Annotated in this window: 25 protein-coding genes; 15 read left to right on the plus strand and 10 right to left on the minus strand. The window is 54.5% G+C overall.

The genetic code is table 11. The annotated features are described in order from the left end of the window. Positions 1-5: 5 nt before the first annotated feature. From fliL to fliF, 7 genes are all read right to left on the minus strand, one after another. Entirely contained in the window at positions 6-488 is a 483-nt protein-coding gene (gene fliL / locus HHI26_RS17390; RefSeq protein ID WP_133842892.1) for a flagellar basal body-associated protein FliL, read from the minus strand. Between the two features lie 148 nt (positions 489-636). Next, positions 637-1938 (minus strand): flagellar hook-length control protein FliK, encoded by a 1302-nt coding sequence (locus HHI26_RS17395; protein ID WP_171149412.1) that lies wholly within the window; start codon positions 1936-1938, stop codon positions 637-639. Continuing rightward, positions 1935-2381, minus strand: a complete 447-nt coding sequence (gene fliJ, locus HHI26_RS17400; protein ID WP_133842896.1) for a flagellar export protein FliJ — start codon at positions 2379-2381, stop codon at positions 1935-1937. Before fliJ ends, HHI26_RS17395 begins: the two co-directional genes overlap by 4 nt. A 58-nt stretch (positions 2382-2439) precedes the next feature. Beyond that, on the minus strand, positions 2440-3801 hold the full coding sequence (fliI, locus tag HHI26_RS17405; protein ID WP_133842898.1) for a flagellar protein export ATPase FliI: 1362 nt from the start codon (positions 3799-3801) through the stop codon (positions 2440-2442). Beyond that, positions 3801-4493, minus strand: a complete 693-nt coding sequence (gene fliH / locus HHI26_RS17410) for a flagellar assembly protein FliH (RefSeq protein WP_133842900.1) — start codon at positions 4491-4493, stop codon at positions 3801-3803. Before fliH ends, fliI begins: the two co-directional genes overlap by 1 nt. Further along, entirely contained in the window at positions 4486-5478 is a 993-nt protein-coding gene (gene fliG, locus HHI26_RS17415) for a flagellar motor switch protein FliG (RefSeq protein ID WP_133842902.1), read from the minus strand. The genes fliH and fliG overlap by 8 nt, the downstream gene beginning before the upstream one ends. Then, positions 5475-7244, minus strand: coding sequence for a flagellar basal-body MS-ring/collar protein FliF (fliF, locus tag HHI26_RS17420; RefSeq protein WP_171149413.1), 1770 nt, complete (start codon positions 7242-7244; stop codon positions 5475-5477). The genes fliG and fliF overlap by 4 nt, the downstream gene beginning before the upstream one ends. Before the next feature lie 240 nt (positions 7245-7484). Here fliF and fliE point away from each other — a divergent pair, with 240 nt between their 5' ends. The 3 genes from fliE (at position 7485) to HHI26_RS17435 (ending at position 9797) form a co-directional block, all read left to right on the plus strand. Continuing rightward, positions 7485-7799 (plus strand): flagellar hook-basal body complex protein FliE, encoded by a 315-nt coding sequence (fliE, locus tag HHI26_RS17425; protein ID WP_159337066.1) that lies wholly within the window; start codon positions 7485-7487, stop codon positions 7797-7799. 535 nt (positions 7800-8334) lie between these two features. Then, positions 8335-9291 (plus strand): chemotaxis protein, encoded by a 957-nt coding sequence (locus tag HHI26_RS17430; RefSeq protein WP_133842908.1) that lies wholly within the window; start codon positions 8335-8337, stop codon positions 9289-9291. A 317-nt stretch (positions 9292-9608) separates the two neighbouring features. After that, positions 9609-9797, plus strand: a complete 189-nt coding sequence (locus HHI26_RS17435; protein ID WP_133842910.1) for a hypothetical protein — start codon at positions 9609-9611, stop codon at positions 9795-9797. A 710-nt stretch (positions 9798-10507) separates the two neighbouring features. On the opposite strand, the gene HHI26_RS17440 is transcribed toward HHI26_RS17435, so the two are convergent. Then, positions 10508-11077 carry a helix-turn-helix transcriptional regulator gene (locus tag HHI26_RS17440; RefSeq protein ID WP_238337046.1) on the minus strand — a complete coding sequence of 190 codons (570 nt, stop codon included), beginning with the start codon at positions 11075-11077 and terminating at the stop codon, positions 10508-10510. Positions 11078-11618: 541 nt separating this feature from the next. On the opposite strand from HHI26_RS17440, the gene HHI26_RS17445 reads away from it, so the two are divergent. The 6 genes from HHI26_RS17445 to HHI26_RS17470 all read left to right on the plus strand — a co-directional run bounded on the left by HHI26_RS17445 (position 11619) and on the right by HHI26_RS17470 (position 15761). Next, entirely contained in the window at positions 11619-11999 is a 381-nt protein-coding gene (locus HHI26_RS17445) for an antiterminator Q family protein (RefSeq protein WP_133842912.1), read from the plus strand. 236 nt (positions 12000-12235) lie between these two features. Continuing rightward, positions 12236-12703 (plus strand): lysozyme, encoded by a 468-nt coding sequence (locus HHI26_RS17450; RefSeq protein ID WP_133842914.1) that lies wholly within the window; start codon positions 12236-12238, stop codon positions 12701-12703. Between the two features lie 20 nt (positions 12704-12723). After that, a complete protein-coding gene (locus tag HHI26_RS17455) occupies positions 12724-13047 on the plus strand; it encodes a hypothetical protein (RefSeq protein ID WP_227536363.1) in 324 nt (107 codons plus the stop codon). Further along, positions 13044-13346 (plus strand): hypothetical protein, encoded by a 303-nt coding sequence (locus HHI26_RS17460; RefSeq protein WP_205945542.1) that lies wholly within the window; start codon positions 13044-13046, stop codon positions 13344-13346. The genes HHI26_RS17455 and HHI26_RS17460 overlap by 4 nt, the downstream gene beginning before the upstream one ends. A 268-nt stretch (positions 13347-13614) precedes the next feature. Then, complete coding sequence (locus tag HHI26_RS17465; RefSeq protein WP_133842918.1) at positions 13615-15363, plus strand: amylovoran biosynthesis protein AmsF; 1749 nt, start codon at positions 13615-13617, stop codon at positions 15361-15363. Positions 15364-15497: 134 nt separating this feature from the next. Beyond that, positions 15498-15761, plus strand: coding sequence for a hypothetical protein (locus HHI26_RS17470; protein ID WP_133842920.1), 264 nt, complete (start codon positions 15498-15500; stop codon positions 15759-15761). 93 nt (positions 15762-15854) lie between these two features. Here HHI26_RS17470 and HHI26_RS17475 read toward each other — a convergent pair whose 3' ends face one another. Then, positions 15855-17252 (minus strand): GGDEF domain-containing protein, encoded by a 1398-nt coding sequence (locus HHI26_RS17475; RefSeq protein WP_133842922.1) that lies wholly within the window; start codon positions 17250-17252, stop codon positions 15855-15857. Between the two features lie 632 nt (positions 17253-17884). Here HHI26_RS17475 and lolC point away from each other — a divergent pair. From lolC to cobB, 4 genes are all read left to right on the plus strand, one after another. Further along, on the plus strand, positions 17885-19084 hold the full coding sequence (gene lolC, locus HHI26_RS17480; protein ID WP_133842924.1) for a lipoprotein-releasing ABC transporter permease subunit LolC: 1200 nt from the start codon (positions 17885-17887) through the stop codon (positions 19082-19084). Beyond that, complete coding sequence (lolD, locus tag HHI26_RS17485) at positions 19077-19781, plus strand: lipoprotein-releasing ABC transporter ATP-binding protein LolD (RefSeq protein ID WP_133842926.1); 705 nt, start codon at positions 19077-19079, stop codon at positions 19779-19781. The genes lolC and lolD overlap by 8 nt, the downstream gene beginning before the upstream one ends. After that, positions 19781-21025, plus strand: coding sequence for a lipoprotein-releasing ABC transporter permease subunit LolE (gene lolE, locus HHI26_RS17490; protein WP_133842928.1), 1245 nt, complete (start codon positions 19781-19783; stop codon positions 21023-21025). The genes lolD and lolE overlap by 1 nt, the downstream gene beginning before the upstream one ends. A 178-nt stretch (positions 21026-21203) precedes the next feature. Next, the gene (cobB, locus tag HHI26_RS17495) at positions 21204-22112 is read left to right on the plus strand and encodes a Sir2 family NAD+-dependent deacetylase (RefSeq protein WP_171149443.1); all 909 of its coding nucleotides are present in this window, start codon (positions 21204-21206) and stop codon (positions 22110-22112) included. Here the strand turns inward: cobB and HHI26_RS17500 are convergent. Next, positions 22062-23234 (minus strand): benzoate/H(+) symporter BenE family transporter, encoded by a 1173-nt coding sequence (locus tag HHI26_RS17500; RefSeq protein ID WP_159337062.1) that lies wholly within the window; start codon positions 23232-23234, stop codon positions 22062-22064. The two genes, cobB and HHI26_RS17500, sit on opposite strands and share 51 nt — an antisense overlap. Positions 23235-23325: 91 nt before the next feature. On the opposite strand from HHI26_RS17500, the gene HHI26_RS17505 reads away from it, so the two are divergent. Both HHI26_RS17505 and pepT read left to right on the plus strand, forming a co-directional pair. Next, positions 23326-23901: an XRE family transcriptional regulator gene (locus HHI26_RS17505; protein ID WP_133842932.1), complete on the plus strand. Its 576-nt coding sequence runs from the start codon at positions 23326-23328 to the stop codon at positions 23899-23901. An 89-nt stretch (positions 23902-23990) separates the two neighbouring features. Further along, positions 23991-25229: a peptidase T gene (gene pepT / locus HHI26_RS17510; RefSeq protein WP_159337061.1), complete on the plus strand. Its 1239-nt coding sequence runs from the start codon at positions 23991-23993 to the stop codon at positions 25227-25229. Positions 25230-25834 lie beyond the last annotated feature (605 nt).

Raw genomic sequence — 25834 nt, forward strand, 5'->3', positions numbered from 1 at the left:
ATCCATCACCGCAGAATGAAGGCCGTGAAGAGGACATCTGTCACGACCTGCTGTGGTTGTCCCTGCACCAGCGGAGGTGCCAGTACCTGTTTTATCTGTGCTACTAATGCCTGCTTGCCTTGTTCATTCGCTAACGCCGAGGCACTTTGACGTGAAAGCAACAGCAGCAGACGACTACGGACTTCCGGGAGATAATCATTCATACGACGACGCGATTCTTCGTCTGGCAAACGCAGCGTAAAGCCCACGTACAGCACACGATCCGGGTCGTTATCTGGGTTGATCAAATTAACCGTAAAAGTATCCAGAGCAAAAAACACCGGCGCAGGTGGCGGCTCCGGCTTTGCTGCCGCAGCGGCATCTGCCGGAGTTTTCATCATGCGCCAGACTGTATAGCCCGCCACGCTGCAAGCGACCAGAGTCACAATGAGTAACACCGGTATCAGGAGCTTACGTTTGCCGCTTTTGGCTTTAGCGTTATCAGTCATATTAGCTGTAACTTCCTGTGATTATTTTCGGGGGCGGTGCCACGTAATCCACTGTCCCACGGCGTTATGACAAATTATCCCGCGTCTTGCGCCAAACAATAGGCAGAAAAGACGCGAGTTTTGCCATCAGCTTACGCGTTTGTTGCCGTCAGGCGAAAATATCAACAGCATTGGAGCCGGCTGCGCGCGCCTGCAGGGCGGCAGGAACGGCAATTGGCGTCACATCACTGTCATTTTCTGTAGCAAGACTAAACGGGCTTCCGTTGTTATTGCGCTGCTGTTCCTGCTGACCAGCAAAAGACTGGCCTTGCTGGAACGCATCGCTACTGACATTACTTTGACCCAGGTTGATGCCACTCTCAGCCAGAGAGGCGCGCAGTTGAGGCAATGCTGCCTCCAGTGCGGCCCGCACCTGGCTCTGATTTGACACCATACTCAGCTGGGCCTGGTCATTATCCAGTTTCAGGCTGATCTGGATACTGCCCAGGTCCTGCGGATGCAGATGCAACTCGGCGGTCTGTTGCCCGTTGCGACTGAACATCAGGATCTGTTGTCCCAGTGCCTGCTGCCATTCCGGGCTTCCCAACTGAGAATTCAGCAGAGGAGTTGCCGGTGCACTTACCATCGAGGTTGACGTCGGGGTAAGTAATGAAGACGCGGTACTGATCACATTATTGGTTATCGTCGCGGTAGGGGCAGAACTTGAATTTTCTTTATCGATATCTTTGCTGACATTGCTCATAACCTGCTGAAAAGCCGGGTCGAGAGTCACCGCGCCTGGATTTACGGACGCTTTACCTGTGCCCGTGCCGTCAGAAGATTTTGCACTAACGGGAACCAAAAGGGCATTATTGCTGTTTTTAGCGTCTGCGCTAGTGGCATCCCCTTCTTCCGTTGTCACTTTACCCAGGGCCGCACTCAGCGCATTCAGCGTCGATTGTTTATCGCTTTTATTCAGCCCAGCGGTGAGCAGATCGCTACTTTTTGCCGTAGCACTGGCAACCGGAACGGCGGCGTTGTTCGGCAGCATGGCATAAAGCGCCTGCAATGCCTGAAGATCGCTGTCGCTGAGTGTCACCGCAGGTGCCTCTTTCTCATCCGTCGCCACATCGTCTTTGGTAGCGATTTTTGCCTGCTGTGGCTGCAAGAGGGCCGTCAGTGTATCGGGCTTATCCAGAGCGGCCAGCAGATCGCTGATGCCCGGCTTCTTAGTCTCTTTACCGTCATCACTGGCTGCAACCTCGACGCCATCGACTGCCACACCCGTTCCACCCTGTTGGGCCAGGGTGAGCAGGCGGTTGCCTAAAAGCGTCAGGAAGCCCTGCTGCGAGGTCTCCCCACCCACCGTTAATTCACTGCCGGTGCTGTCGAGAGTACTGTCGCCGGTGCTGCTGACTTTCGCGCTGCCGGTGGTTGCCGTCGTCGTGACCGCAGTTGGTAAGGTAATCATTCGCCTTTCCTCAATGATGCCCGTTGGGCAAATTCATCCATCCGTTTCTGATCGAGACGGTTTTCTTGTAACAGGGCGGTAGCCAGCGCGCGTGACTGAAGAGTCTCGTAGGCGTGCAGCCGTTGTTGTTTGTCGCGCCACAGGCGCAATGCATTTTCCACGCGCGTATTCCAGTGCAGCAGTTGCTGACGATGTTGCTCAATCGCGTTTTCCAGCGTCTGAATAAACTGGTGATAGTTGTACCAACGGGTACTGGCTATCCCTTCGCTCATGGTGTTGTTAAGGTTCTTGCGGTATTCGTCCTGATAATTGAGCAGCATGTTGAGCTGCTCATCGGCCTGTTTTTGCGCTCGACGCACGTCACCTAACTGAATGGCGGCTTTTTCCACATCTTTGTGCGCCAGATCGCGCAGCGTATCAATGGCTGAGACTGTTTTTGTCATAAAGCCCTCCAGTCAGGCGGCATCACGGCACAGGGCGTGATGCGACTTCAGATGAAACTTAACCAAAAATCGCCTGCAAATGCAGGCTGGCATCGTCGAAGGTGCTGCGCTCAAACATACCCTGTTGCAGGAAGGCTTCCAGTTCAGGGTAGAGTTTGATCGCTTTATCCAGCGTTGGGTCGGTTCCCGCCGCATAGGCGCCCACGCTGACCAAATCACGGTTGCGCTGATAGCTCGACAGCAGCTGTTTAAACTGACGCACGCGGGCGTAATGGGTCTCATCAATCAGGTGTGCCATTACGCGGCTGATCGAGGCTTCAATATCAATGGCCGGATAGTGGCCGGATTCCGCCAGGCGGCGTGACAGAACGATATGGCCATCAAGGATGGCGCGGGCTGAGTCAGCGATGGGATCCTGCTGGTCATCCCCTTCGGTCAGAACGGTATAGAAAGCGGTAATCGAACCACCGCCGTCGATGCCATTACCGGCACGTTCTACCAGTGCAGGCAATTTCGCGAACACGGAAGGCGGATAGCCTTTGGTCGCAGGGGGTTCACCGATGGCCAGGGCAATTTCACGCTGCGCCATGGCATAACGCGTCAGGGAGTCCATGATCAGCAGCACGTGCTGGCCACGGTCACGAAAATCTTCGGCAATACGCGTGGCGTACGAAGCACCCTGCATACGCAGGAGGGGAGAGACATCGGCCGGGGCGGCAATCACTACCGAACGCGCACGTCCTTCTGTGCCGAGGATATTCTCGATAAAGTCTTTCACTTCACGGCCACGCTCACCAATCAGGCCCACGACAATCACGTCGGCTTTGGTATAACGGGCCATCATGCCCAGCAACACACTTTTACCCACGCCGGAACCGGCAAACAGGCCCATACGCTGGCCGCGTCCGACGGTGAGCAGGGCGTTAATCGCACGCACACCGGTATCCAGCACATCGGTAATCGGCGTACGCTGCAACGGGTTAAAAGGCGGGGTATTCAGCGGTGCGCGATAGCCGGTTTCAGGTGCAGGCAGCCCGTCCAGCGGGCGGCCGCTGCCGTCCAGCACGCGGCCAAGCAGTTCCGGGCCCAGCATCATCTGTTTACCGCTGTTCTGTTTGTCGCCGGCGATACGTGCGTACACGCGCGCTCCGGGCAAAATACCTTCAACTTCTTCCAGCGGCATCAGCAGCAGCTTCTGGCCGTTAAACCCCACCACTTCACTTTCCACTTCGCTAACGCCCTGGCTGTCGTGACGTTCAATCACACAGGTGGCGCCCAGCGGCAGTTGCAGCCCGGTCGCTTCCAGTACCAGACCGGTAGCGCGGATCAAACGACCATAACGACGGACGTCCGGCACTTGTGCCAGACGTTGTTCGAAGTTGTCGAGTGCGCCAAGCCAGCGCGACAGGCGAGTGGTCATTATAATTCTCCCGGTGCGGCCAGGCGGCAGAGTTCGTGCCAGCGGGTGGCAATACTGGCATCCAGATCGCCATCTTCCGCGCTGACCTTGCAGCCGCCGGGATGGATGGTACTGTCACCGAGCAGACGCCAGCCGTGCAGGCTGAGCGTCGCGCCCAGCGTGGTTTCCACGCGGGGCAAATCGTCGGGATGGACGCGCAACGTAGGTTTGCCGCTGAACATCGGTTCCTGTTGCAACATGCCCTGAATCTGACGCAGCAGGGCGGTACCGTCGACGTGAGGCGCCTGGCCAATCACCTGACGGGCCGCTTCCAGTGCCAACTGCATCAGACGTGAGGCAATCACGCTATCCAGTGCTTCCAGCGTATGGTGAAACTCGGAAACCAACTGCTGCATACGCGCCTGTAATGGCGCCTGCTGCTGCTGTGCCTCTGCCAGACCCTGTTGAAAACCAGCGTCATAGCCGGCTTTCTGACCTTCAGAAAAACCGCGCTGCTGCCCTTCGGCGTAACCCAGACCCTGGGCTTCGTTGCGGACCTGAGCCTGCAACTGTTCTAACTGAAACTGCTGCTGCTCAATCGGGTCATCGGTAGTGACCTCGGGTAAGACCAGCTCTTCAAGCAGCGGACGATCCGGGCGCGCCAGGTCGTTTGGCTGCCAGCGTTGCCAAGGCAGTGACGCGTTATCAGACATAAGTTTCCTCGCCACCACCAATCACCATCTCGCCGGTTTCGGCCAGACGACGAACAATCAACAGAATCGCTTTCTGTTCGGTTTCCACCGCAGACATACGCATTGGACCGCGGTTGGCGAGGTCGTCGCGCAGGATGTCGGCAGCACGCTGCGACATGTTGCGCAGGAATTTCTCGCGCAACGGCTGCTCGGAACCTTTCAGAGCCACCAGCAGCGATTCGGATTCCACTTCCTGCAACAGGCGCTGGATACTGCGATCGTCCACTTCGACGAGGTTTTCGAACAGGAACATTTCGTCGATAATTTTCTGTGCCAGCTCGCCGTCGAACTCGCGAACCGCTTCGATAACCGCTTCTTCCTGCTGAGTTTTCATCAGGTTGATAATCTCTGCCGCGGTACGAACACCACCCATCTTCGCACGCTTGAGGTTCTGACCATCCAACAGGCCATTGAGCACTTCGGTCAGTTCTGCCAGCGCGGCTGGCTGTACGCCGCCGAAGGTGGCAATACGCAGCATCACATCGTGACGCAGACGTTCGTCGAACTGCGCCAGAATATCGGCCGCCTGGCCGCGTTTCAGGTGCACCAGGATGGTGGCGATGATCTGCGGATGTTCGTCGCGGATCAGGTCGGCAGCCGCCTGTGGTTCCATAAAGTTGAGCGTGTCCATCCCGGAGGTGGTCTCGCGCGTTTCCAGAATATCTTCCAGCAGGGTAGACGCTTTCTCTTCGCCCAGCGCTTTGATCAGCACGGAACGCAAGTAGTCGTTAGAGTTGAGGCTCAGGGCTGCATACTGTTCTGCATCAATTTCGAATTCGCGCAGAACATCGGTAAGCTGCTTATGAGATACCTGACGCATATTGGCTATCGCCGCACTGAGGTGCTGCACCTCGCGGGAGTCGAGATGTTTGAACACCTCGGCGGCGCGGTCTTCGCCAATTGTCATCATCAGGATGGCGCTTTTCTCAGTACCGGTGAGACTCATAGTTCTTCCTTCATCCACTGGCGAATAACCAGAGCCACTACGCGTGGGTCATTTTCTGACATCTCACGAATACGCTGGCTCATCACCTCAGCACTCATGCGGTGCTGAGATTTACGTTCCTGGTCAAGTTCGTCTTTCGACAGCTTGACGGAGATACCGGACTCTTCATCTTCGGCCTGACGTGCAGCAGTAATGGCAGCAGCTTCCAGCGCGGCTTTCTCCTGCTCTGCTTTACGACGCAGCTGTGGACGAACCAGTTTGCGGTAGAGGATGTAAGCCACAATCAGCACCAGTAACCAGCGTCCGGCTTCCAGCATCTGCTCGATAAATGCAGGTTGTTTCCAGAATGGCAGCTCAGCGCCAAGGTCACTGTTTTCCGTGAACGGAGAGTTAACCACGTTCAGGCTGTCACCACGCTGCTCCGAGAAGCCCATCGCTTCACGGGTCAGGTTTTCGATCTGCTTAAGCTGTGCATCATTCAGTGCAATAGGCTTACCGGCGGCATCGGTACGGTAGTTCACCACCACCGCAACAGACAGACGCTGAACTTCACCGACATTCATCTTGGTATGCAGGATGGTGCGGTTCACTTCGTAGTTAGTCGTGTCATCGTTACGCGTATTTGACGGAACGATTTTCTGAGCACTGCTGGTGGCTGCATTGGCAGCCGCATTATTCGCGTTAGCACCGGCTGCACCGTTAGCGCCAGCGGCACCCGCAGCACCGTTAGCACCCGCAGCACCATTGGCACCGGCGGCACCGTTAGCTGGGGTGGTAATCGGACCTGCGTTGGCCGGAGCCGGTTGGTTCGACAGGGCACCCGGAACGCCGCCAGGATACTGGCCACCAAGTTGTTCGCTGTTGCTGGTCTGGCGTGAGCGAATTGCTTGCTGGTCAGGGTTGCTGTTCGGTTTGTACTGCTCGTCGGTCTGCTCACGGGTATTAAAGTCGATTTGCGCGGTGACCTGCGCATGGACATTGCCGTTGCCAACGATAGGACCCAGGATGGCTTCGATACGCTGCTGGAAACGCGCTTCAACATCGCTGGCATATTTTAACTGGGTGTCATTGAGGTCACGCCCGGTTGGATCGTTCTGAGTCAGCAGACGGCCCGCCTGGTCAACGACGGTCACATTGCCCGGTGGCATACCGGCGACGCTGCTGGACACCATATGGACAACGGCGTTGATCTGACCTTCATCCAGCGCACGACCCGGCTGCAATGCCAGGGTCACAGACGCGGACGGTGATTTCTGCTCGCGCACGAACAGCGTTGGTTTTGGCATCGCCAGATGCACCCGTGCACCCTTAACCGGGCCGAGTGTTTCGATGGTACGTGCCAGCTCACCTTCCAGCGCACGCTGGTAGTTCACCTGTTCGCTGAACTGGCTGATACCGAATTTCTCTTTATCCAGCAGCTCGAACCCCACAGCGCCACCTTTCGGCAACCCCTGTGAAGCGAGGCGCAGGCGCAGCTCATGCACCTGTGCGGCAGGAACCAACAGCGCACCACCCTGATCGTCGAACTTATACGGTACGTTCATCTGGGTCAGTTGCGTGACGATAGCCCCGCCATCCTCATTACTGAGGTTGCTATAAAGGACGCGATAATCTGGCTGCTTGGCCCACAATACCATCGCAATAACGATGGCAATGACCGCGGCCGCCGCAACGATAATAGGGATGCGTGGGTTGGCGCGTAGGCGAGCGAACAGGTCATTCAAACCTTTCTTCTCTGGATTATCCTGCGTGACAGTTGCATTCATGACTCGTTCCTGCCTGACAGTTGACCGGACTGTTGCGTGTAGTGTCGTAACAAAACTGACTCCCTGATGCGCTGGCTTAAAAAATTTCCACCTCAATGGACTGCCATTATTTTCTGAAATGAGAAATTCGATGGCTGGATAAGCTGTGATTTATGCGGCTATTTAGGGGCTTTGTCTTATTGACATTGTGTTAAGTTTGTCAGCAATCGTAATCACCACATCGTTCGTTCGGGAGAAAACATGGCTATTCAGGGTATTGAGAGTGTGATGCAAGCGCTGCAAACCACCGCAATGCAGGCTGCTGGCGGTAAAGGCGCTGACAGTACATCGCAGGCAGATTTTGGTGCGGAGCTAAAAGCCGCGCTCAGCAAGATCAGTGAAGTCCAGACCGAGTCACGTGCTCAGGCGCAGGACTTCCAGATGGGTAAAGAAGGCGTCTCACTGAATGACGTGATGGTGGATATGCAGAAGTCCAGCGTCTCAATGCAGATGGGCATCCAGGTGCGTAACAAGCTGGTGAGCGCGTACAGCGACATCATGAACATGCAAGTTTAAATTGGTTAAGTACCTGAATAAAATTGTTTAAATACCTATCCGGTGTGAGTGTGGGGCAGTAGTGGGCAAAGCCGTTTCAGGGCTGGTGATCATCAGCCCTGCCATACCGCGTGATAGTGAAAGCAGTCACTGATTAGCTGCGCTGTATCCTTACAGGTGCTTATCGACACGTCATCAATGTGTTTTTTATTCAGTGGTCATCGTTGATGCCGATGCTATGCCCCTGCCAGCCAATATAGACACACTCAGACAGTCTAAATTCCTATGCGAATGATACTTAATATCATTTAACTTGTTAAGAATGCTTCTTACTTGTATTATTGCTTTGCCCCTCACAGAGCTAACACCACAGAGTGCCGGAGATAAGCGCCGGAAGGGGTATGTCACTCTCATCTTTTTCTCTCCCCCGGTCATAAATCCTGCAATCTGCCCTGTATTTTTCTTCGTCACTGCCGATAACTTTCAACAGCGATCCTGAGCGCGTGCTGTTTTTCCGCGCCGGCTGACAACAATGAATAATAACCTTGAGGTAGACATGGATAACTTTCAAAAAGAGATCGATGAGAGAGCGAATCTCGCATTATCGAATAAGTTCGAACTTTTGTTATTCCGCCTGGGGTCTGCTCATCAGGATGATAAGCCTGAGCTGTTCGGTATCAACGTTTTTAAACTGCGTGAAATTGTGCCGATGACCAACATCACCCGTGCGGCAGGTATGAAATCGCCGCTGCTGGGTATGGCGAATATTCGTGGGCAGTTGATCCCGGTGATCGATCTTCCTGCGGTGGCGGGTTGTACTCCTTCAACGGGCCTCAATTTATTGCTGGTGACCGAATACGCGCGCAGCACGCAGGCGTTTGCGGTGGAATCTGTTGAAGATATCGTACGCCTTGACTGGAGCCAGGTACATGCAGCGGAATCCGGTGTCAGTACCCGTAACATTACCAGCATTGCCTGCCTGGATAACAACAACAACATGGCCATGGTGCTGGATGTTGAGCAGATTCTGCATGATGTCATCCCTTCTGTTCGTGAAGTGAAAGAAGGCGACATTAAGGTGAAAACCTTCAAGCTGAAGCCGGGTGCGATAGCGATTGTGGCGGAGGACTCGAAGGTTGCCCGTCAAATGCTTGAGCAGGGCCTGAAAGCGATGGGGATCCCGGCCGAGATGCATACCACGGGTCTGGAAGCCTGGGAAAAAATTAAAAAGCTCTACAAAGAGGCTCAGGAAGAGGGCACTTCTATTCATGACAAGATCGCTCTGGTGTTAACCGACCTTGAAATGCCCGAAATGGATGGCTTTACGCTGACGCGTAACATCAAGAGCGATCACAATCTGAAGGATATTCCGGTGGTGATCCATTCTTCACTTTCTGGCAGTGCTAACGAAGATCACGTCCGTAAAGTCGGGGCGAATGGTTATGTGGCGAAATTCGAAATTAATCAGCTTTCCGCGGTGATACACCAGGTACTGGAAGATGCAGTCTACTGATTGTAATACGTTAAATATCCCTCCGTCCTAAGAGGGCAGTCAATGAAGAGAATGCAGCGGGCAGGACAGGTGCGAGTGGCGCACCTGCCTGCTTTTACTTCTCCCTGCAACGCCTTTGCAACGTGGCGATAATCATTGCGCTAATTCACATATCAGAATAATTCACTTATCACTTGTCTGAAAAATCCTAGAATGAAACCGGGCATCGTTAAAAGGAGGCTGGAGGAAGTAAGGAAGAGAACGTACAAGGCCCGGTACGTCGATTTGACGCGATCTGGATGGTGCGCTTGCTTACTGAGGTTCCTTCATCAGAACTTATGGATAAAGACAGTCATAACCCACCCGCCGATGTTCAGGCGGAAATTCCTGCGGATCCTCCACCGGACAGCACGGATTGTGCTCATCCGATTGCAGTGGATCTGGAAGGTTGGGTGTTAACACCCGCGCAGCGAACCTTTATTAAGTCCTTACTCAGTGAGGATGACGAAAGCGATACCGATCGCTAAAAACAAACAGGCCGCCAGTGTGCGGCCTTTTTTTTTATCTGTCCGGTACCGACTGAACAAACGCAGAGCAAAATGAGCAGCCTGAATGGTTGCCTGGGCCAGGTAAAGCACAATGCGGGCAATGATGTCCGACGGCAAATGTACTGCGCATATTCAGACTTAACCTCGCACACTCTTCCTGACCCAGCAGATGACCAATTTTGCGTATCAATCTTTTTTCGCGCTGACGCGCAGCGATGGCAGCCGCACGTCGCGCCTTATAGCGGCTACGACAGGTACCGAATGGTGCTGCCGTTTTCCAAAATATCGTAGTCATAAAGACCTCCGGTGCAGGAACCCGTTCTCTGATTCCCCTTGCCATGTGCGGTAAAAACCCTCGTAAGCGCAGCTGATGAATCGCGCCTATAAAAACGATAGCTATAGTTATTATCAATATCAAATGTTATGAGTTAAATAACCTTTGCTATCAGCGTATTTATTTGAAATAACTGATTTTTAATATTTAATTTGGATTAATTGGCAGTTTAATGGCAAAGAACTGAAAAATTTTACTAACCTATTCAGTTATATCGATAGATGAACACTGTCATGCCCATGATGTGAGAGGGATTGATGGTTTACCGCGAGGAAATACTGATGGTTTCTGTGTTGTTCAGGGTGTCTGGCGGTCACTACGAGGAGATAATCCTGCCGGAGCAGGAGGTGAGTGATTATCGTCTTAAATCGCGAATAAGGAAAATAGCCACACCAATTAAGCGGACTTCTCCCGCCAGCTCAACCGCGGGCAGGCGTGGGTCATCAACGGTTAAAAAACCATTCGAGGGCCCTTCCAGATAGCGGTATACAGAGACGCGTGAATTCATCTCAGCCATGACAAGATCTCCAGATTCAACTGGTACATCGACGTCAATGATCACAACGCTGCCTGCGGTTGCTTCCACGCAACCGCTATTTCGGTCAAGAATATAGGCCCGCCAGCTCTTTTTAGCCTTAACGCCGGTGGGGACAGCGACCAGTTCAGTGGTTTTTCCGCTGGCATCCCAGAGCGGCACAGTAGTGCCGCTTTTAACTTTTTCTGTGGGGCTCATGGCTGCCGCTCCGCGCATCTCTCCCGCGCCGTTTGCCAGCCACTCCACGTTGATATCCAGTGCTCTGGCAATGTCGACCAGCTTACGCGATCCCTCTGCCTCACCCTTCGTCAGCCGCCAAATTGTTGGCTGTGATACGCCCGATGCTTTTGCCAAAGCACCCTGTGTCATTCCCATCATGGTCATAGCCATGTTCAGCCGCCAGGCGAGTGTATTCGGTTTCATATACCAGAATTTATAGCGATGCGTATTTTTCGTCAAACACGCTTTGCTATTATTTTTTATAATAGCCTTTGCTATTTATTGTCTTTTATCTATACCTATAAGTATCGACATGGTGAGCGAATGGCATTCAAAAGCGTTTTTTTTGTTACCAGTCAGGAAAGCATGTCGGGTTCTATGTGGTGCTAACGGCCACATCCGGCGGTTCGGGAACAGGTCCAGTATTAACGTGACGTTGCAGGATAGTGTTGCACCGATATCGTCGGATTTCCCCTTATTGCAGGATATTTTTTACCGCTCTTTACCAACCCGGTCGTCCAGCCTAATCGCTGGTCTCATCTTCACGGTGGCGTAATGGCCACCCGTCCTGGTGTCTTTGCCAGCATCGTCACACTATCGGGAGATCGTGCCGACCTGGGCAAAACACTGTTTTGACACTCACCGTTGCAGGCCGACACCTGGCATAAATCGGGGCTGTCGGACAACCCTGCATGGGATAAAGGAGCAGGCTATGCGAGATATCAAAATACTATTGGAACGATGGGGCGGTTGGGCGGCGGCCAGTGGACACGGGCTGGGCTACTCTTCTGTCGCGGCGGGCTTCAGAGGCCTGGTCAGCGATCGTGGTCATCAACGACTGACTTGCAGTGATAACGACGGCCTGATACTCGACGGCTGTATTAGCCGGCTGATGAGCGTGAATAAAGAACAGCACACTATCCTCGTGGCACATTACCTCTATCAAATTTCACTCCGTTCGATTGCCCGTCGTCGTCGCTGTGCTGACGGGACTATCCGTAAGCAGATTCAGACGGCTGAGGGATTTGTTTCTGGTGTTCTCACCGCACTGGAGTGTGAACTGGAATGTGATTCGCTCTGCAAACTCGAATAGGACACTTCCGGGTAAAATCACTCAACAACGCAATTGAAAAAAGAATATTAAAAAAATCAGGAAAATTTATTGCGTACGCAAATTCTGTCTCAAACTATCACTATCCACCTTTAAATAACATTCTTAAGCGTCACTGTTATTTCTCTTTTGTGAAAAAACTCGCCATTTTATTGTTCGACGTGATGAACAAGGCTGGCAAAGCAGCCTTTTTTTATTGCCTGTCAGTGAGGTGAACTATGAGTAAAGTCATTCAGATTTTAATGTATGAAGAAGGATACCAGGAGAAACCTTACCGGGATACGGAGGGATATCCGACGGTAGGGTGCGGAATTAAGATCGGACCCAAAGGTGCGGCGCTCGATAATTATATTTTCAGCCTGCCGCGAACGGTCGCCGAAGTCTGGTTACAAGAGATGCTAAACAGCCAGATGAAGGATATTAACCGTCGTCCTTCGATTCTGGCTGCGCTGCGGCAGTGCAACACGCCGCGCGCCGATGTGTTGTACAGCATGGCCTACCAGCTGGGTGTTGACGGGCTGTCAGCGTTCAAAAACACCCTGTTGCTGATTGCTGCGGGGAATTTCAGCGGCGCAGCGGAAGCGATGCTGGCCAGCCTCTGGGCACGACAAACTCCGACACGCGCCCAGCGCCATGCTGACGTGATGCGCAGCGGAACCTATACGCAATATCAGGAGGTCCTGTGAAATTTACCCTGTTTGTTTCGCTGGTGGCTGTGACGTCACTGGCAATCTGGCTGTTAGTCCATTATGGGCGGGTGGCGGTAGTCAATCATGCGCGCCTGTTGTTTAAAACCTGGTCTGTCTGGCTGGCGTCAGGGGGGTCGGCACTGACCGCATGGGTGCAGTCTTTTCCCGATGCTGCGCTAACGGCATGGAGTTCGCTACCAGAGGATGTTAAGTCCTATCTGCCACACAATTTCCTGGGGATGACGGGCGCTTTTATGGTGGCAATGGCAGTGATGGCGCAGTTTATAAAACAGAAAAACCTCAGTAAACAGCGTGATACGTTGAATGGAGGCAAGGTATGAGTGCGCTGCTTTCACTACTCAGCAGTAGCTGGCATGGCCTGCTGGCGATCGTTGCCGTGGTTGGGGCCTTTTTCGCCGTCTGGTTCGGCGGTAAGCAGGTGGGCAAAAGCCAGCAGCGAGCGAAAGCCCAGGTCGCCGAGGCGCAGAAAAGTGCCGCGCAGATTGCCGTTGTGGCAAAAAAACAGGCAGATAACAGTGAGGAGGCAAAACGTGTACAAACGGCCAATGCTGTGCTTGATGATACTGACGCTCGTCGCAAGTTGCAGCAGTCACAATTCAACTCCGACGATAGCCAGTGAGTTAATTACTGACTCTTCCTGCACCCTCTTTTCACCTATTTACACGCACGGTCAGGATGCACAGTTAATGGATATCAGAACGGTCAGGCAAATAAATGCCCATAACGATCTCTGGGTATCATTGTGTGCAAGTAAAAACAAGTAAGCCTCGCCTTTATTATTTTATTTAGGAGGTGTTACGCAGTTTGTTATTTATTGTATCCCACTCAACCCCATTTATTAATCCTGAATAAGGCGGCTGACATCTGTGCGCTGCCCGGAGGTTATTATGATTGAAGTTAACTCTTTTGCTGAATTACGCACCACCGCGCCATCAAAATCAGGCGAAATTGCGCTGTTAAAACGTTATTACGATAAAGACTCCACCTTTCGTGGTGGTGGTACTTTTGCTGGTTTCGTGACAACGGCGCTGCCGGTGGATGACAGTGGCACCTATGCCGTCGGAACAGGATTTTTCTGGAAACGGGTGGTGAACAGCCAGGACGAGCTGAATATCTATCACTTTGGCGGCAAAGGTGACGGTATCACCGACGACAGCGGTGCCTTTAAGCTGATGCTGAACTGGGCACAGAATGTGAATACCAGCAGCAAGGATCTTGGCGTTCGTTTCCCGGGCGGTAAGTTTCTGATCAACCCGATTGATCTCTCCGCCAGCGAAATCCCGTTCTTTTATCTCTATGGTGACGACAACCCCCAGGGGGGAATGCCGCGTACCACCATTGTTTCCGATAAATCCACCAGCCCGGTGTTCAAAGTGAACGCACGGCGCACGGCGATTAAAGGTATTTGCTGGAACGGTCAGGCCTCGGCGGATATCACCGCCAATAAGGGAGCGATCAGCGCTGAGATGTGTACCAACCAGCAGCCCTTCTTTGAAAATATTATGGTGGCAGGCCAGACGGTGCTGATCACCTGTTTCCGGGTACAGAATTCGGGGGGGACGGCGGTCAAGCTTCTGGATACGCTGGATACCAAGTTCGACCAGATCTACTCGATCAATACCTATGGGCGCGTCTTTGACGTCGGCTGGTCTGATACGGTGAAGGGCGTATGGGACCACTCCACGGCCATTGAGTTGTCGAATGCTAACTTCCAGAGCGGCTATGGTGACGCCACGCTAATGATGCCGCGCGTTGGCCAGGGGCTGATACGCAACGTCTGGATTGAGCACACCCGCTTCCCGGGGGATTTCAATAACGGGCAGTGGCTGGTGGATGCCCTGAGTCTGGAGGACTGCGCCAATCCGCTGAATATGGATAATGCCCGCGTGCAGATCCGCCAGCTCAATCTGCAATCCGGCGGCGCGGTCAGCCTGAACGCCGCCGCCGGGCGCTGGTTGTCCGGCTATGAATCCGGCTGGCGTCGGGATGAAAGCTTCGGTACACAGATGACCGGCACTATGCGCGCGGGCTGGTACAGCGGCTATAAAATTACCAACATCTCTACCAGCGACAAATGGTACAAGCTGGGTAAAGTCTTTATGCCAAAAGATAACCAGCAATGGATTATTGAGATGATCGGTAAGTCGACGAACGATGCTGTGACCGGGACGGCGGGAAGCCCGATCGGTGCCATGTCATCCGGCACCAGTTATCTGGCCATTTCTCGCTGCGCCACCGCGATTTACGGCGATATCCGGCATCATGGTTCTCCTGCGGTGCTGGATATCAAGTTCAACCGCATCGGCGTGACCACATCGGAGATTTGGGTCAAACTGAAAGCGGCCAGTGGCGATACTATGTTCAACCTGAAATCCACCGGACCGACGCGCTTTGAATCCGGTGAGTGCTCGCTGTTTACGCCGGACCTGAGTGAAGTCACGGATGCCACGACGATAGGCACCGTCTCTCCGGCGGCACGTATGAGCCTGCATAACGGGCTGGCGGGCGTGGGGGCGAATGAAAAAGGCGTGCTGACGGTGGCGACAGCGATCGCAACAGCGCCTGCCACCACCACGGTTGCCGGTTATATCACTGTGAACGTCAATGGGACCGACAGAAAAATTGCGTATTATTAATCAACAGCTTAAGGCCGGGGAAATCCGGCCTTTTTTTGTCGTTTTCGCGGCTGTTAAAAAATGGTTATGAACTTTCTCCACCTCGTCCGGTCACAAAAAGGGTAGGCTTCTTTTAACGATGAAAGGAAATATCCATGAGTGATAACGAAAGCAAAACGCAGACTGACCACTTACGTGACGTGACTTCGCAGCTAAAAGAAATGCGCCATTATGCTCAGAGTAATACTGAAACGCTGTCAACACAGTGGCTGGCGTTCGATCAGGGGGAGCACAAAGACACAGGCTTTGCAGAGAAAATTAATCAGTTACTGACTCAGCAAGGTAGCCTGCTGGATGAGCTGGATACCACCATCCAGGATTTTGAAATCGAAGCGAACCGCATCGAAAACGAAGCATAATGCAAAAAAGCCGGCCTTTTCAGGTCGGCCCTTTATTCTCATCTGGTCTGACAGCATCACGTCTGGCCGCACCAGCCCTCGCCAAACCCGTAGTTACAAGATAAATTCCGGACGGACCTGATTTCTACCGCTGCTCTTGGCGATATAGAGCTGCTCATCGGCTTTGGTAATCGATTCGTCCAGACTGTTGACGTTATTGATATTGAGCGCGCTGATACCGATGCTGGCCGTCACGCTGAGATCGTTGCCGTCAAGCAGGATCTGGTTCTCTTCAATACTGTGACGCAGACGGTTGGCTAACAGAAAAGCGCGCGGCTGTGAAATCCCTTCTATTAATACCAGAAATTCCTCGCCCCCCATCCTGCACACCAGCGCTGACGCGGGCAATCCCTGACGAATACACTCCACCGTTTTTGCCAGCACATAATCGCCGCTGGCATGGCCGTAGGTATCATTAATGTTCTTGAAGCGGTCGATATCAATGACAAATACCGCACCAAAAAAGCCCTGTGGGCGGTTACGCGGGGTGACCAGTGTTTCCAGTTTGGAGGCGAGACCGCTGCGTGTCAGCGCGCCGGTCAGGAAATCATAGTCGGCACGCTTGGTAATCCGCGCCACCAGTTTACGGTTTGAGGCGGTACTCAGTGCCACAATCAGTGGGCTGATCAACATCGCTGCCACGCCCAGGCGCGCGGATGACAAACTGTCAATACGGAACAGGTCGTCTTTGCCCTGAATATTCAGCACGTTTCCCGCGACCAGAATAATTTCGCTAATACCGGTAAACAGCGTCAGGAAACAGGTAATAAACAGCGGATAGCTGATCGCACACCACAACAACGCCGGTAATGGGAACAGTAAACTGCCGCCGCCGCCGACCCAAATGCCGGTTACCGTGGTGAGCACCAGCGCCAGTATCGGTAGCACGCTGCTGTCGCGCAGGGCAGTAACCAGATGTACCAGTTCATCGCGTCTCGGCAGGCTGATCACCAACGGTAATAGCAGAATCGATGTCGACATCTGTTCGGAGAACCAGGAGAACCAGGCTTTAAACAGCTCATCTTCGAAGTAGCGCTCGCTGACGATGGCGCCGACCAGCGCACAGGCTGCGGCACCCAGCAGTGAAGCAGGAAACACATGCAACAGCGCCTGCAAGCGGCGGGGATGTCCGCGCGTGAAAAAAGGGTTACTCAGCAACACCCAGCGGGCGGTGGCGATAAAAAGAATATTAGCGATATCCAGACCGACGGCAATCCTCACCTGGGTACCATAAAGGATATCGGCACTGAGCATACCGAAATAGAGCACGACCAGGGTGCTGGGTTTGTCCAGTGATGGGAAGCGGATCAGCAGCCCCAGAAGAATGGCGTTACCCGGCCAGAACAGTGACAGTGAGGCTAAATTGCGCGATTCCAGGCCGATTGTGGATAGCAGCATGGCAAGGGCAAATAAGATGATGGCCCTGTTGAGGTTATATTTATAATTTGGCATCGTTAGGCTCAGGACGGTTAAAACGGGTCACTCTCGAGACGGTCGAGTTTACTGGCTGGCTGCAGTTAGATAACAGATCGACATCAGGGGATTGGCGCGAAATGACGCGCCCACAACATACGTGACAACCCGGATGAAAGCAATTCCTTAAGACTATTCCTGGTATTGCTATTAGCAGAATGGCGCAAGCACGATCTGACTATCACTTGCGCTACTCAATCAGTTAAGTATTTTTAATCTGTTTCCCGGCCAGCGCCGTTATGTGATGCCACATATAGCGCAAAACCCAGCAGCGATCGAATAAAAAAATACACAGTCAGGCGGTTTGGGAAAAATCCTGGTGATGCTAACTCACTGAGCTAAATCATAAAAGAAACTGACTATCCTGAGTGTTGCGCTATCCGCAGGGAGGCCAGCCCGCTGAAATAAGGGTAATGAATGGACTTGAGGACCCCGCCAGAAAGGCGGTTTGCGGCGGGGGGTGATGGACCGTAACGCGAGGCAGGAGGGGGAAAAGTGTTTCAGCCATTGACAAAACAATGTGCGGACTCAGGGGCTTAGTGGTTCCATAACGCAGTGCTAACCTTTATTATCCTCCCCAATTGTTTACTGCCATAAGAAAGACGGATGTCATGTATCAACCTGTCGCCTTATTTATAGGCCTGCGCTACATGCGCGGGCGTGGTTCAGATCGCTTCGGGCGGTTTGTTTCCTGGCTTTCCGCTATCGGCATTACGCTGGGTGTGATGGCGCTGGTTACCGTGCTGTCGGTGATGAACGGCCTTGAGCACGAGCTGGAAAAAAATACCCTTGGCCTGATGCCGCAAGCGTTGATCACCAGCGACACCGGGTCGATCAATCCGCAACAACTGCCCGCCAGTAGCCTGCACCTCTCCGGGGTCAGTCGCGTCACCTCGCTGACGACCGGGGAAGTGGTGATGCAGAGTGCGCGCAGCGTTGGCGTTGGCGTGATGCTGGGCATTAATCCCGATGAAGCCGATCCGTTAACGCCGTATCTGGTGAGCGTACGCCAGCAGCAGCTGGAATCAGGCAAGTACAATGTGATCATCGGTGAACAACTGGCAGGGCAGCTTGGCGTAAAACGTGGCGATCAAGTGCGTCTGATGGTGCCTTCAGCCAGCCAGTTCACCCCGATGGGGCGTATTCCCAGTCAGCGTCTGTTTACTATTATTGGCACCTTTGCCTCGAACAGCGATGTCGACGGTTATCAGATTCTGGTCAACCAGCAGGATGCCTCGCGTCTGATGCGTTACCCGGCCGGGAATATCACGGGCTGGCGTTTATGGCTGGACAAACCGTTACAGGTGGATAGCGTCAGCCAGCAAACCCTGCCGAAAGGGCTGGTGTGGAAAGACTGGCGTGAGCGCAAAGGCGAACTGTTCCAGGCAGTGAAGATGGAAAAAAACATGATGGGCCTGCTGCTCAGCCTGATTGTCGCCGTCGCTGCATTCAATATTGTCACCTCGCTGGGCTTGCTGATTATGGAGAAGCAGGGTGAAGTCGCGATCCTGCAAACGCAGGGGCTGAAACGCCGTCAGATTGTGGCGGTGTTTATGGTGCAGGGTGCAACGGCCGGTATTGTCGGTGCGTTACTCGGCGCACTGCTCGGCGTGCTGCTCGCCAGCCAGTTAAATAACCTGATGCCGGTGATTGGTGCCTTCCTTGATGGCGCCGCCTTACCGGTTGAAATTTCCCTGACTCAGGTTGCCACCATTACCCTGACGGCGATTGTCGTGGCGCTGTTGTCAACGCTTTACCCTTCCTGGCGCGCGGCCGCCGTTCAACCCGCTGAGGCTTTACGTTATGAGTAACAAGATCCTGTTGCAGTGCGACAACCTGTGCAAACGCTATCAGGAAGGCAGCGTGCAGACCGATGTCCTGCGCAACGTTACCTTTAGCGTAGAACCGGGTGAAATGATGGCGATTGTTGGCAGCTCAGGTTCGGGGAAAAGTACCCTGATGCACCTGATGGGCGGGCTGGATACGCCAACCTCCGGGGAGGTGGTGTTTGACGGGAAGTCGCTGAATAGCATGTCCTCGGTCGCTAAGGCCGAATTGCGTAACCGCGAACTGGGTTTTATCTATCAGTTTCACCATCTGCTGCCCGATTTCAGTGCGCTGGAAAATGTCGCGATGCCGCTACTGATTGGTCAGACCGCCAAAGCCGAAGCTCAGCAGAGAGCGGTCGACATGCTGAAAGCCGTCGGGCTGGATCACCGTGCTGCACACCGTCCGTCAGAGTTGTCCGGTGGTGAGCGTCAGCGTGTAGCCATCGCGCGTGCGCTGGTCAACAACCCTCGCCTGGTGCTGGCCGATGAACCGACCGGTAACCTCGATGCGCGTAACACCGATGCCATCTTTGACCTGCTCAACGAGCTGAATCAACGCCAGGGCACGGCTTTTCTGGTCGTCACCCACGATCTGCATCTGGCGAAACGTATGCGTCGTCAGATGGAAATGCGCGACGGGCAGCTCAGTGACCAGGTCAAACTGGCAGGTAGCTTCTGATGGCGGGTTCTCTCTCTCTTCTGCTCGGCCTGCGCTTCAGCCGTGGTCGTCGGCGCGGAGGCATGGTTTCGCTGATTTCCGTGATCTCAACGGTCGGCATTGCGCTGGGCGTGGCGGTGCTGATCGTCGGGCTAAGCGCGATGAATGGCTTTGAACGTGAACTGAATAACCGCATTCTGGCCGTCGTGCCACACGGTGAAATTGAGCCGGTCAACCAGCCGTTTACTGGCTGGCAGGGGCTGGTGCCGAAAATGGAACAGATCCCAGGTATTGCAGCGGCAGCACCTTACATTAATTTCACCGGGCTGATTGAAAGCGGCAGCAAGTTGCAGGCCGTGCAGGTGAAAGGTGTTGACCCGCAGCAGGAGAGCCGCCTCAGTGCGCTGCCCTCCTATGTGCAGGGCGATGCCTGGCAGAACTTTGGTGCGGGCAAGCAACAGATCCTGCTGGGGCAGGGCGTCGCCAACAGCCTGAAGGTAAAACAGGGCGACTGGCTGACGATTATGATCCCAAACAGCGATGCCGGGCACAAACTGTTGCAGCCCAAGCGCGTGCGCCTGCAAGTGAGCGGTATCTTAAAGTTAAGCGGGATGCTCGATCACAGTCTGGCGCTGGTGCCGTTAGCGGATGCGCAGCAGTTGCTGGGCATGGGGGACAGTGTTACCGGCATCGCCATCAAAGCCACTGATCCGTTCAATGCGGTCAGCCTTGTCCGTCAGGCGGGCGAAGTCACCCACGCGTATGTGTACATTCGCAGTTGGGTAGGCACTTACGGTTATATGTACCGTGATATCCAGATGATCCGCGCGATTATGTATCTGGCGATGGTGCTGGTGATTGGCGTGGCCTGTTTCAATATCGTCTCCACCCTGGTGATGGCGGTGAAAGATAAAAGCAGCGACATTGCCGTACTGCGCACCCTGGGGGCGAAAGACGGCCTGATCCGCGCTATCTTTGTCTGGTATGGCCTGCTTGCCGGACTGGTGGGCAGCGTGAGCGGCGTGGTGGTGGGGGTGCTGGCTGCGTTCAATCTGACACCGATCATTCATGGGATTGAAGCGCTGACCGGTTACCATTTCCTTTCCGGGGATATCTACTTTATTGATTTCCTGCCGTCAGAGCTGCACTGGCGTGATGTCGGGATTGTCCTGGTCACGTCGCTGTTACTCAGTCTGCTGGCAAGCTGGTATCCGGCGCGCCGGGCCAGCCGTATCGATCCGGCACGGGTACTGAGTGGGCAGTAAAAACACGAGGGCATTGAGGGCGGTCTCTCACTCTCAGGATGCGGATTTTCCTGGGGTGGATATCACGTTTATCGGCACACTCTCAGTGCACCCGGGTTAATCACCCGTTATTATCAGGGACAGGTTCCGCACCGTACGGTGCGCCATTCCTGCATATTAAGGATTAGAGGATTTGATGATGCGCACACCCCGTCGCCGCCTCAGGCTGGCACGCTACAAGAAGACCCGACGCCAGGTTCACCAGCGTTTTCGTCAGCGCATTTTCGAACGTGACCGCAATATCGAAATTGCCCGTCATCCGCTGCCGCGTGTGGTGGTGCTGACCGGGGCCGGGATTTCCGCTGAGTCCGGCATCCGGACTTTCCGCGCAGCCGATGGCCTGTGGGAAGAGCACAAAGTGGAGGATGTCGCCACGCCGGAAGGTTTTGCCCGCGACCCTCAGCGGGTGCAGGATTTCTACAATGCCCGCAGGCGTCAGCTGCAGCAGGATGATATCCAGCCTAATACGGCGCATCTGGCGCTGGCTGAACTGGAAGCCGCACTGGGTGACCATTTTCTGCTGGTGACACAGAATATCGACAACCTGCATGAGCGCGCCGGAAACCGTAACGTTATCCATATGCACGGTGAGCTGTTAAAAGTGCGTTGCTCCGGTAGTGGTCAGATCCTGCAATGGACGGATGATGTGAAACCCGACGATCGCTGCCATTGCTGTCAGTTCCCGTCCGTATTGCGCCCACACGTGGTGTGGTTTGGCGAAATGCCGTTGCAGATGGATGAAATTTACCAGGCGCTGGCGCAGGCCGATTATTTTGTGGCGATTGGCACCTCCGGGCACGTTTATCCGGCGGCAGGCTTCGTCCATGAAGCGCGTTTGCAGGGGGCTCATACCGTGGAGCTGAACCTGGAACCGAGCCAGGTGGGCAGCGAGTTTGAAGAAAAAGAGTACGGACTGGCCAGCGAAGTGGTCCCGGAATGGGTTCATGACCTGCTGAAAAACATCGCTGTACCGGTGCTGACCGGGGCCGATGCGCCTTCAGCGTTTGGCCAGCGAGAAGACCAGGTGGGCGATAACTCCGCCGACTAATCCCCAAAACGCGGCACCCACGCCAAGCAGGGTGAGGCCCGAGGCGGTGATCAGAAAAGTGATCACCGCTGCATCTCGCTGTTTCTCATCGCTTAATGCCCGTTGCAGACTCCCGGCGATGGTGCCCAGCAGTGCCAGCCCGGCAATCGTGTGGATCAGTGCCAGCGGCAACGCAGTAAACAGGCCGCTAATCGCCCCACCAAACACCCCTGCCAGCAAATAAAACACCCCGGCAGCGGCAGCGGCCCAGTAACGGCGCTGCGGATCGCTGTGCACCTCCGGTCCCATGCAAATCGCGGCCGTAATCGCGGCAATACACACGGTAAAGCCACCGAAAGGGGCCAGCAGTAGTGCCACCAGCCCGGTCCAGGCGATCAGCGGTGACACTGGAAGCGTATAGCCGTGTGCTTTGAGGGTGGCGATACCGGGTGCATTCTGTGATGCCATCGTGACCACAAAAAACGGTACGCCAATGCCCAGCAGCGTTTCGAGCGTAAAGTGCGGCATGATAAATTCCGGCATCACCAGGCTCTGCGTCTGCGTAGCATGAATATTGCCCTGGAGTGCCGCCATGCCTAACCCGGCCAGCAAGGTGAGAATAATGGCATAGCGCGGCAGCAGACGGCGTGACAGCAGATAGACCAGGCACATGGTGCCGCTCAGGGCGAAATTAACCTGGATCGCGGCAAATGCATCCACGCCAAACCGCAGTAAAATTCCTGCCAGCATCGCGGCAGAGATCGCCTGCGGTATGGCATTCATCAGGCGGGCAAACAGTCCGGTAATGCCGCAAAGAAAGATCAGCGCCGAGGCGAAGACAAATACGCCAACGGCCTCATTGAGTGATGTGCCGGGCAGACTGGTCACCAACAATGCCGCGCCGGGTGTTGACCAGGCGGTGAGTACCGGCGTGCGATACCACAGTGAGAGGCCGAGCGTGGTGAGGCCCATCGCCAGCCCAAGCATGGTCAGCCAGCCGCCCGTTTGAGACGCGGTGGCCCCGGCGGCCGCTGCGGCCTGGAAAATAATCGCCGCAGAGCTGGTGTAGCCGACGAGCACGGCAACAAATCCGGCGACGATGGCAGGAAACGTCAGGTGACTTAATGTAAGCGGTGGGCGCATAGCGAGTGTCCTGGCAGAGGCAGACCAATGTGCGTTATAACGTACAAGGTAGCATCGTGCGTTATAGCGCACAAGGCGTTATACTCGTTTCATGCTTACAGGAGATCACAACGTGGACAGTCTGCAACACCATCTGGCGCAAACCCTGAAGACCCAGCGTAGCGCACGTGGCTGGAGTCTGACCCAGGCCGCGGATGCCACGGGCGTGAGTAAAGCGATGCTTGGGCAAATCGAACGCGCGGAATCCAGCCCGACCGTGGCAACGCTGTGGAAAATCGCAACGGGTTTTAACTTGCCATTCTCTGCCTTTATCGATCCGCCAGCCGTTGACAGTGCGGCACGGCACCAACGTCAGCAGGGCTACACTGCCTTTGACAGTACGATGCAGGTGTTCCCGCTGTTTCCTTTCGATGCCGCCCTGAATTTTGAAATGCTGGTGATTGAGCTGGCCTCCGGGGCATCCAGTGCATCCGACGCCCATGAACGCGGTGTGGTCGAACATGTCATTGTCATCGAGGGCGAGCTTGAGTTACAGGTTGATGGTCAGTGGCAGCGCCTTTCCGCGGGGGATGGGGTGCGTTTTCACGCTGACTGCGCCCATGCTTACCGCAATCCGGGCACGGAGCCGGTGCGTTTTCATGATCTCATCCATTATCCGCAACGTTAATGCTGCGCCAGCGTACTAAACTGACCTGAAACAATATTTAACATTGTTCCGCTATCCATAATAAGCACTGGCATCCAAAGGGAAGACAGATGAATAACTTACTTGATCGCTTCTTAAACTATGTGTCTTTTGATACGCAATCTAAAGGTAACGTTCGTCAGGTTCCCAGTACTGAAGGGCAGCTTCGCCTGGCGCAAAGATTGTGTGATGAGTTACGTGCGCTGGGACTGAGCGATGTGTCCTGCAGCCCACGCGGTATTGTGATGGCCACGCTGCCGTCAAACGTAAGCTGGCCGACGCCGGTCATCGGTTTTATTTCCCATATGGATACGTCCCCGGATTTCACTGCGAAAAATGTTAACCCGCAGGTGATTGAGAATTATCGCGGTGGTGATATTGCCCTGGGAATTGGCGATGAAATTTTGTCGCCGGTGATGTTTCCGGTACTGCATGAGCTGACCGGGCATACGCTGATCACCACGGACGGTAAAACGCTGCTGGGCGCAGATGATAAAGCCGGAATTGCCGAGATTATGACGGCGCTGGCCCATCTCACCTCCGGAGAAGTGGCGCACGGCGAGGTGCGCGTTGCTTTTACTCCCGATGAAGAAATTGGCCGGGGTATCCAGCACTTTGATGTTGCCGCCTTTGCCGCCGACTGGGCTTATACCGTCGATGGCGGGGGGATGGGGGAGTTTGAATATGAAAACTTCAATGCGGCTTCGGTTACGGTAAAAATTACTGGCAATAACGTCCATCCGGGAACGGCAAAAGGCGTGATGGTCAATGCGCTGGATGTGGCGATGCGTTTCCATCGTGAAGTGCCGGAAGATCAGGTGCCGGAAAAGACGTCCGGTTACGAAGGTTTTTACCATCTGCATGGTATCAAAGGCAGTGTGGACCGCGCCGAGTTGCACTACATCGTGCGCGATTTTGCCCGCAGCGGCTTTGACGAGCGTAAACAACGGCTGGCAGCTATCGCCCACCGTTTAGAGAAAACGCTGCCTGCCCCGGCGGCGATTGAGCTGGTGGTTGAAGACAGTTACTACAATATGCGTGAACAGGTGGAAGCGTGCCCGCAAAGTATCGAGCTGGCCCTTCAGGCGATGCGCGATTGTGACATCACCCCGCATGTGAAACCGATTCGCGGCGGCACGGACGGTGCGCAACTGTCGTTTATGGGCTTACCTTGCCCGAATCTGTTTACCGGGGGCTATAACTATCACGGCAGGCATGAGTTTGCCTCACTCGATAATATGGAGCAGGCGGTAAGGGTGATCACCCGGATTGCTGCACTCACCGCAGAGCAGGCCAAACCCGCAGGCTGACGGGCATTGGATTCGTCAGGGTGCGATCCCTGAGCGATCCCCACAAAACAAGACCGACATTGCCTCTTGGCGGACTTGACCCGTGATGATGCTATGCACGACGCTCAAGGTCAAGATACAGGTCAACGTCAAGGGCGTTTCGCTTTCCCACTTCGTGGGCTGAGCGACCCAGGGCGGCCAGTCGCCGCCGCCCTGGGGACCCGGGCTTTGCGGCAGGCGCTGCGTCCACTGCGTGGATGCCTTCGCAAGCGCGGTTCACCGACGGACTGGTCGTGACGGCACATCCCTGTACCGGCTCTCCCTCTCACCGCCGTCCTGGCGGTTCGTCCTGGTTCACTGCGCTTCCTCAGCGCAGCTGAATGCCGCCTCAACGTCAAAACCTGGGTCTAAAACCAAAATCCTGATTCAAATTCATCCGCAGAGATCGTTATGTTGTGGTGGTTTTAAAACTAACAGCGAGCAACCATTCAGGGGGGATGGGGCCAGTTTGAGGTAAGCCGGACGTCACGCGGCAGGGACGCCGCGTGCCGAGGCCCGCAGGGATGCGGATTTTGCCGATCCGGCGTGCTCAAACTGGCCTCAGACCTGAAGTTAGACTGTCAGCG

Origin of the sequence: Erwinia sp. JH02, assembly GCF_013074405.1 — a bacterium.
Lineage (GTDB): Bacteria > Pseudomonadota > Gammaproteobacteria > Enterobacterales > Enterobacteriaceae > Erwinia > Erwinia rhapontici.

Coding starts and splice junctions, on each gene's coding strand:
- fliL (WP_133842892.1), bottom strand. CDS start 488: ATGACTGATAACGCTAAAGCCAAAAGCGGCAAACGTAAGCTCCTGATA.
- HHI26_RS17395 (WP_171149412.1), bottom strand. CDS start 1,938: ATGATTACCTTACCAACTGCGGTCACGACGACGGCAACCACCGGCAGC.
- fliJ (WP_133842896.1), bottom strand. CDS start 2,381: ATGACAAAAACAGTCTCAGCCATTGATACGCTGCGCGATCTGGCGCAC.
- fliI (WP_133842898.1), bottom strand. CDS start 3,801: ATGACCACTCGCCTGTCGCGCTGGCTTGGCGCACTCGACAACTTCGAA.
- fliH (WP_133842900.1), bottom strand. CDS start 4,493: ATGTCTGATAACGCGTCACTGCCTTGGCAACGCTGGCAGCCAAACGAC.
- fliG (WP_133842902.1), bottom strand. CDS start 5,478: ATGAGTCTCACCGGTACTGAGAAAAGCGCCATCCTGATGATGACAATT.
- fliF (WP_171149413.1), bottom strand. CDS start 7,244: ATGAATGCAACTGTCACGCAGGATAATCCAGAGAAGAAAGGTTTGAAT.
- fliE (WP_159337066.1), top strand. CDS start 7,485: ATGGCTATTCAGGGTATTGAGAGTGTGATGCAAGCGCTGCAAACCACC.
- HHI26_RS17430 (WP_133842908.1), top strand. CDS start 8,335: ATGGATAACTTTCAAAAAGAGATCGATGAGAGAGCGAATCTCGCATTA.
- HHI26_RS17435 (WP_133842910.1), top strand. CDS start 9,609: ATGGATAAAGACAGTCATAACCCACCCGCCGATGTTCAGGCGGAAATT.
- HHI26_RS17440 (WP_238337046.1), bottom strand. CDS start 11,077: ATGGCTATGACCATGATGGGAATGACACAGGGTGCTTTGGCAAAAGCA.
- HHI26_RS17445 (WP_133842912.1), top strand. CDS start 11,619: ATGCGAGATATCAAAATACTATTGGAACGATGGGGCGGTTGGGCGGCG.
- HHI26_RS17450 (WP_133842914.1), top strand. CDS start 12,236: ATGAGTAAAGTCATTCAGATTTTAATGTATGAAGAAGGATACCAGGAG.
- HHI26_RS17460 (WP_205945542.1), top strand. CDS start 13,044: ATGAGTGCGCTGCTTTCACTACTCAGCAGTAGCTGGCATGGCCTGCTG.
- HHI26_RS17465 (WP_133842918.1), top strand. CDS start 13,615: ATGATTGAAGTTAACTCTTTTGCTGAATTACGCACCACCGCGCCATCA.
- HHI26_RS17470 (WP_133842920.1), top strand. CDS start 15,498: ATGAGTGATAACGAAAGCAAAACGCAGACTGACCACTTACGTGACGTG.
- HHI26_RS17475 (WP_133842922.1), bottom strand. CDS start 17,252: ATGCCAAATTATAAATATAACCTCAACAGGGCCATCATCTTATTTGCC.
- lolC (WP_133842924.1), top strand. CDS start 17,885: ATGTATCAACCTGTCGCCTTATTTATAGGCCTGCGCTACATGCGCGGG.
- lolD (WP_133842926.1), top strand. CDS start 19,077: ATGAGTAACAAGATCCTGTTGCAGTGCGACAACCTGTGCAAACGCTAT.
- lolE (WP_133842928.1), top strand. CDS start 19,781: ATGGCGGGTTCTCTCTCTCTTCTGCTCGGCCTGCGCTTCAGCCGTGGT.
- cobB (WP_171149443.1), top strand. CDS start 21,204: ATGCGCACACCCCGTCGCCGCCTCAGGCTGGCACGCTACAAGAAGACC.
- HHI26_RS17500 (WP_159337062.1), bottom strand. CDS start 23,234: ATGCGCCCACCGCTTACATTAAGTCACCTGACGTTTCCTGCCATCGTC.
- HHI26_RS17505 (WP_133842932.1), top strand. CDS start 23,326: ATGCTTACAGGAGATCACAACGTGGACAGTCTGCAACACCATCTGGCG.
- pepT (WP_159337061.1), top strand. CDS start 23,991: ATGAATAACTTACTTGATCGCTTCTTAAACTATGTGTCTTTTGATACG.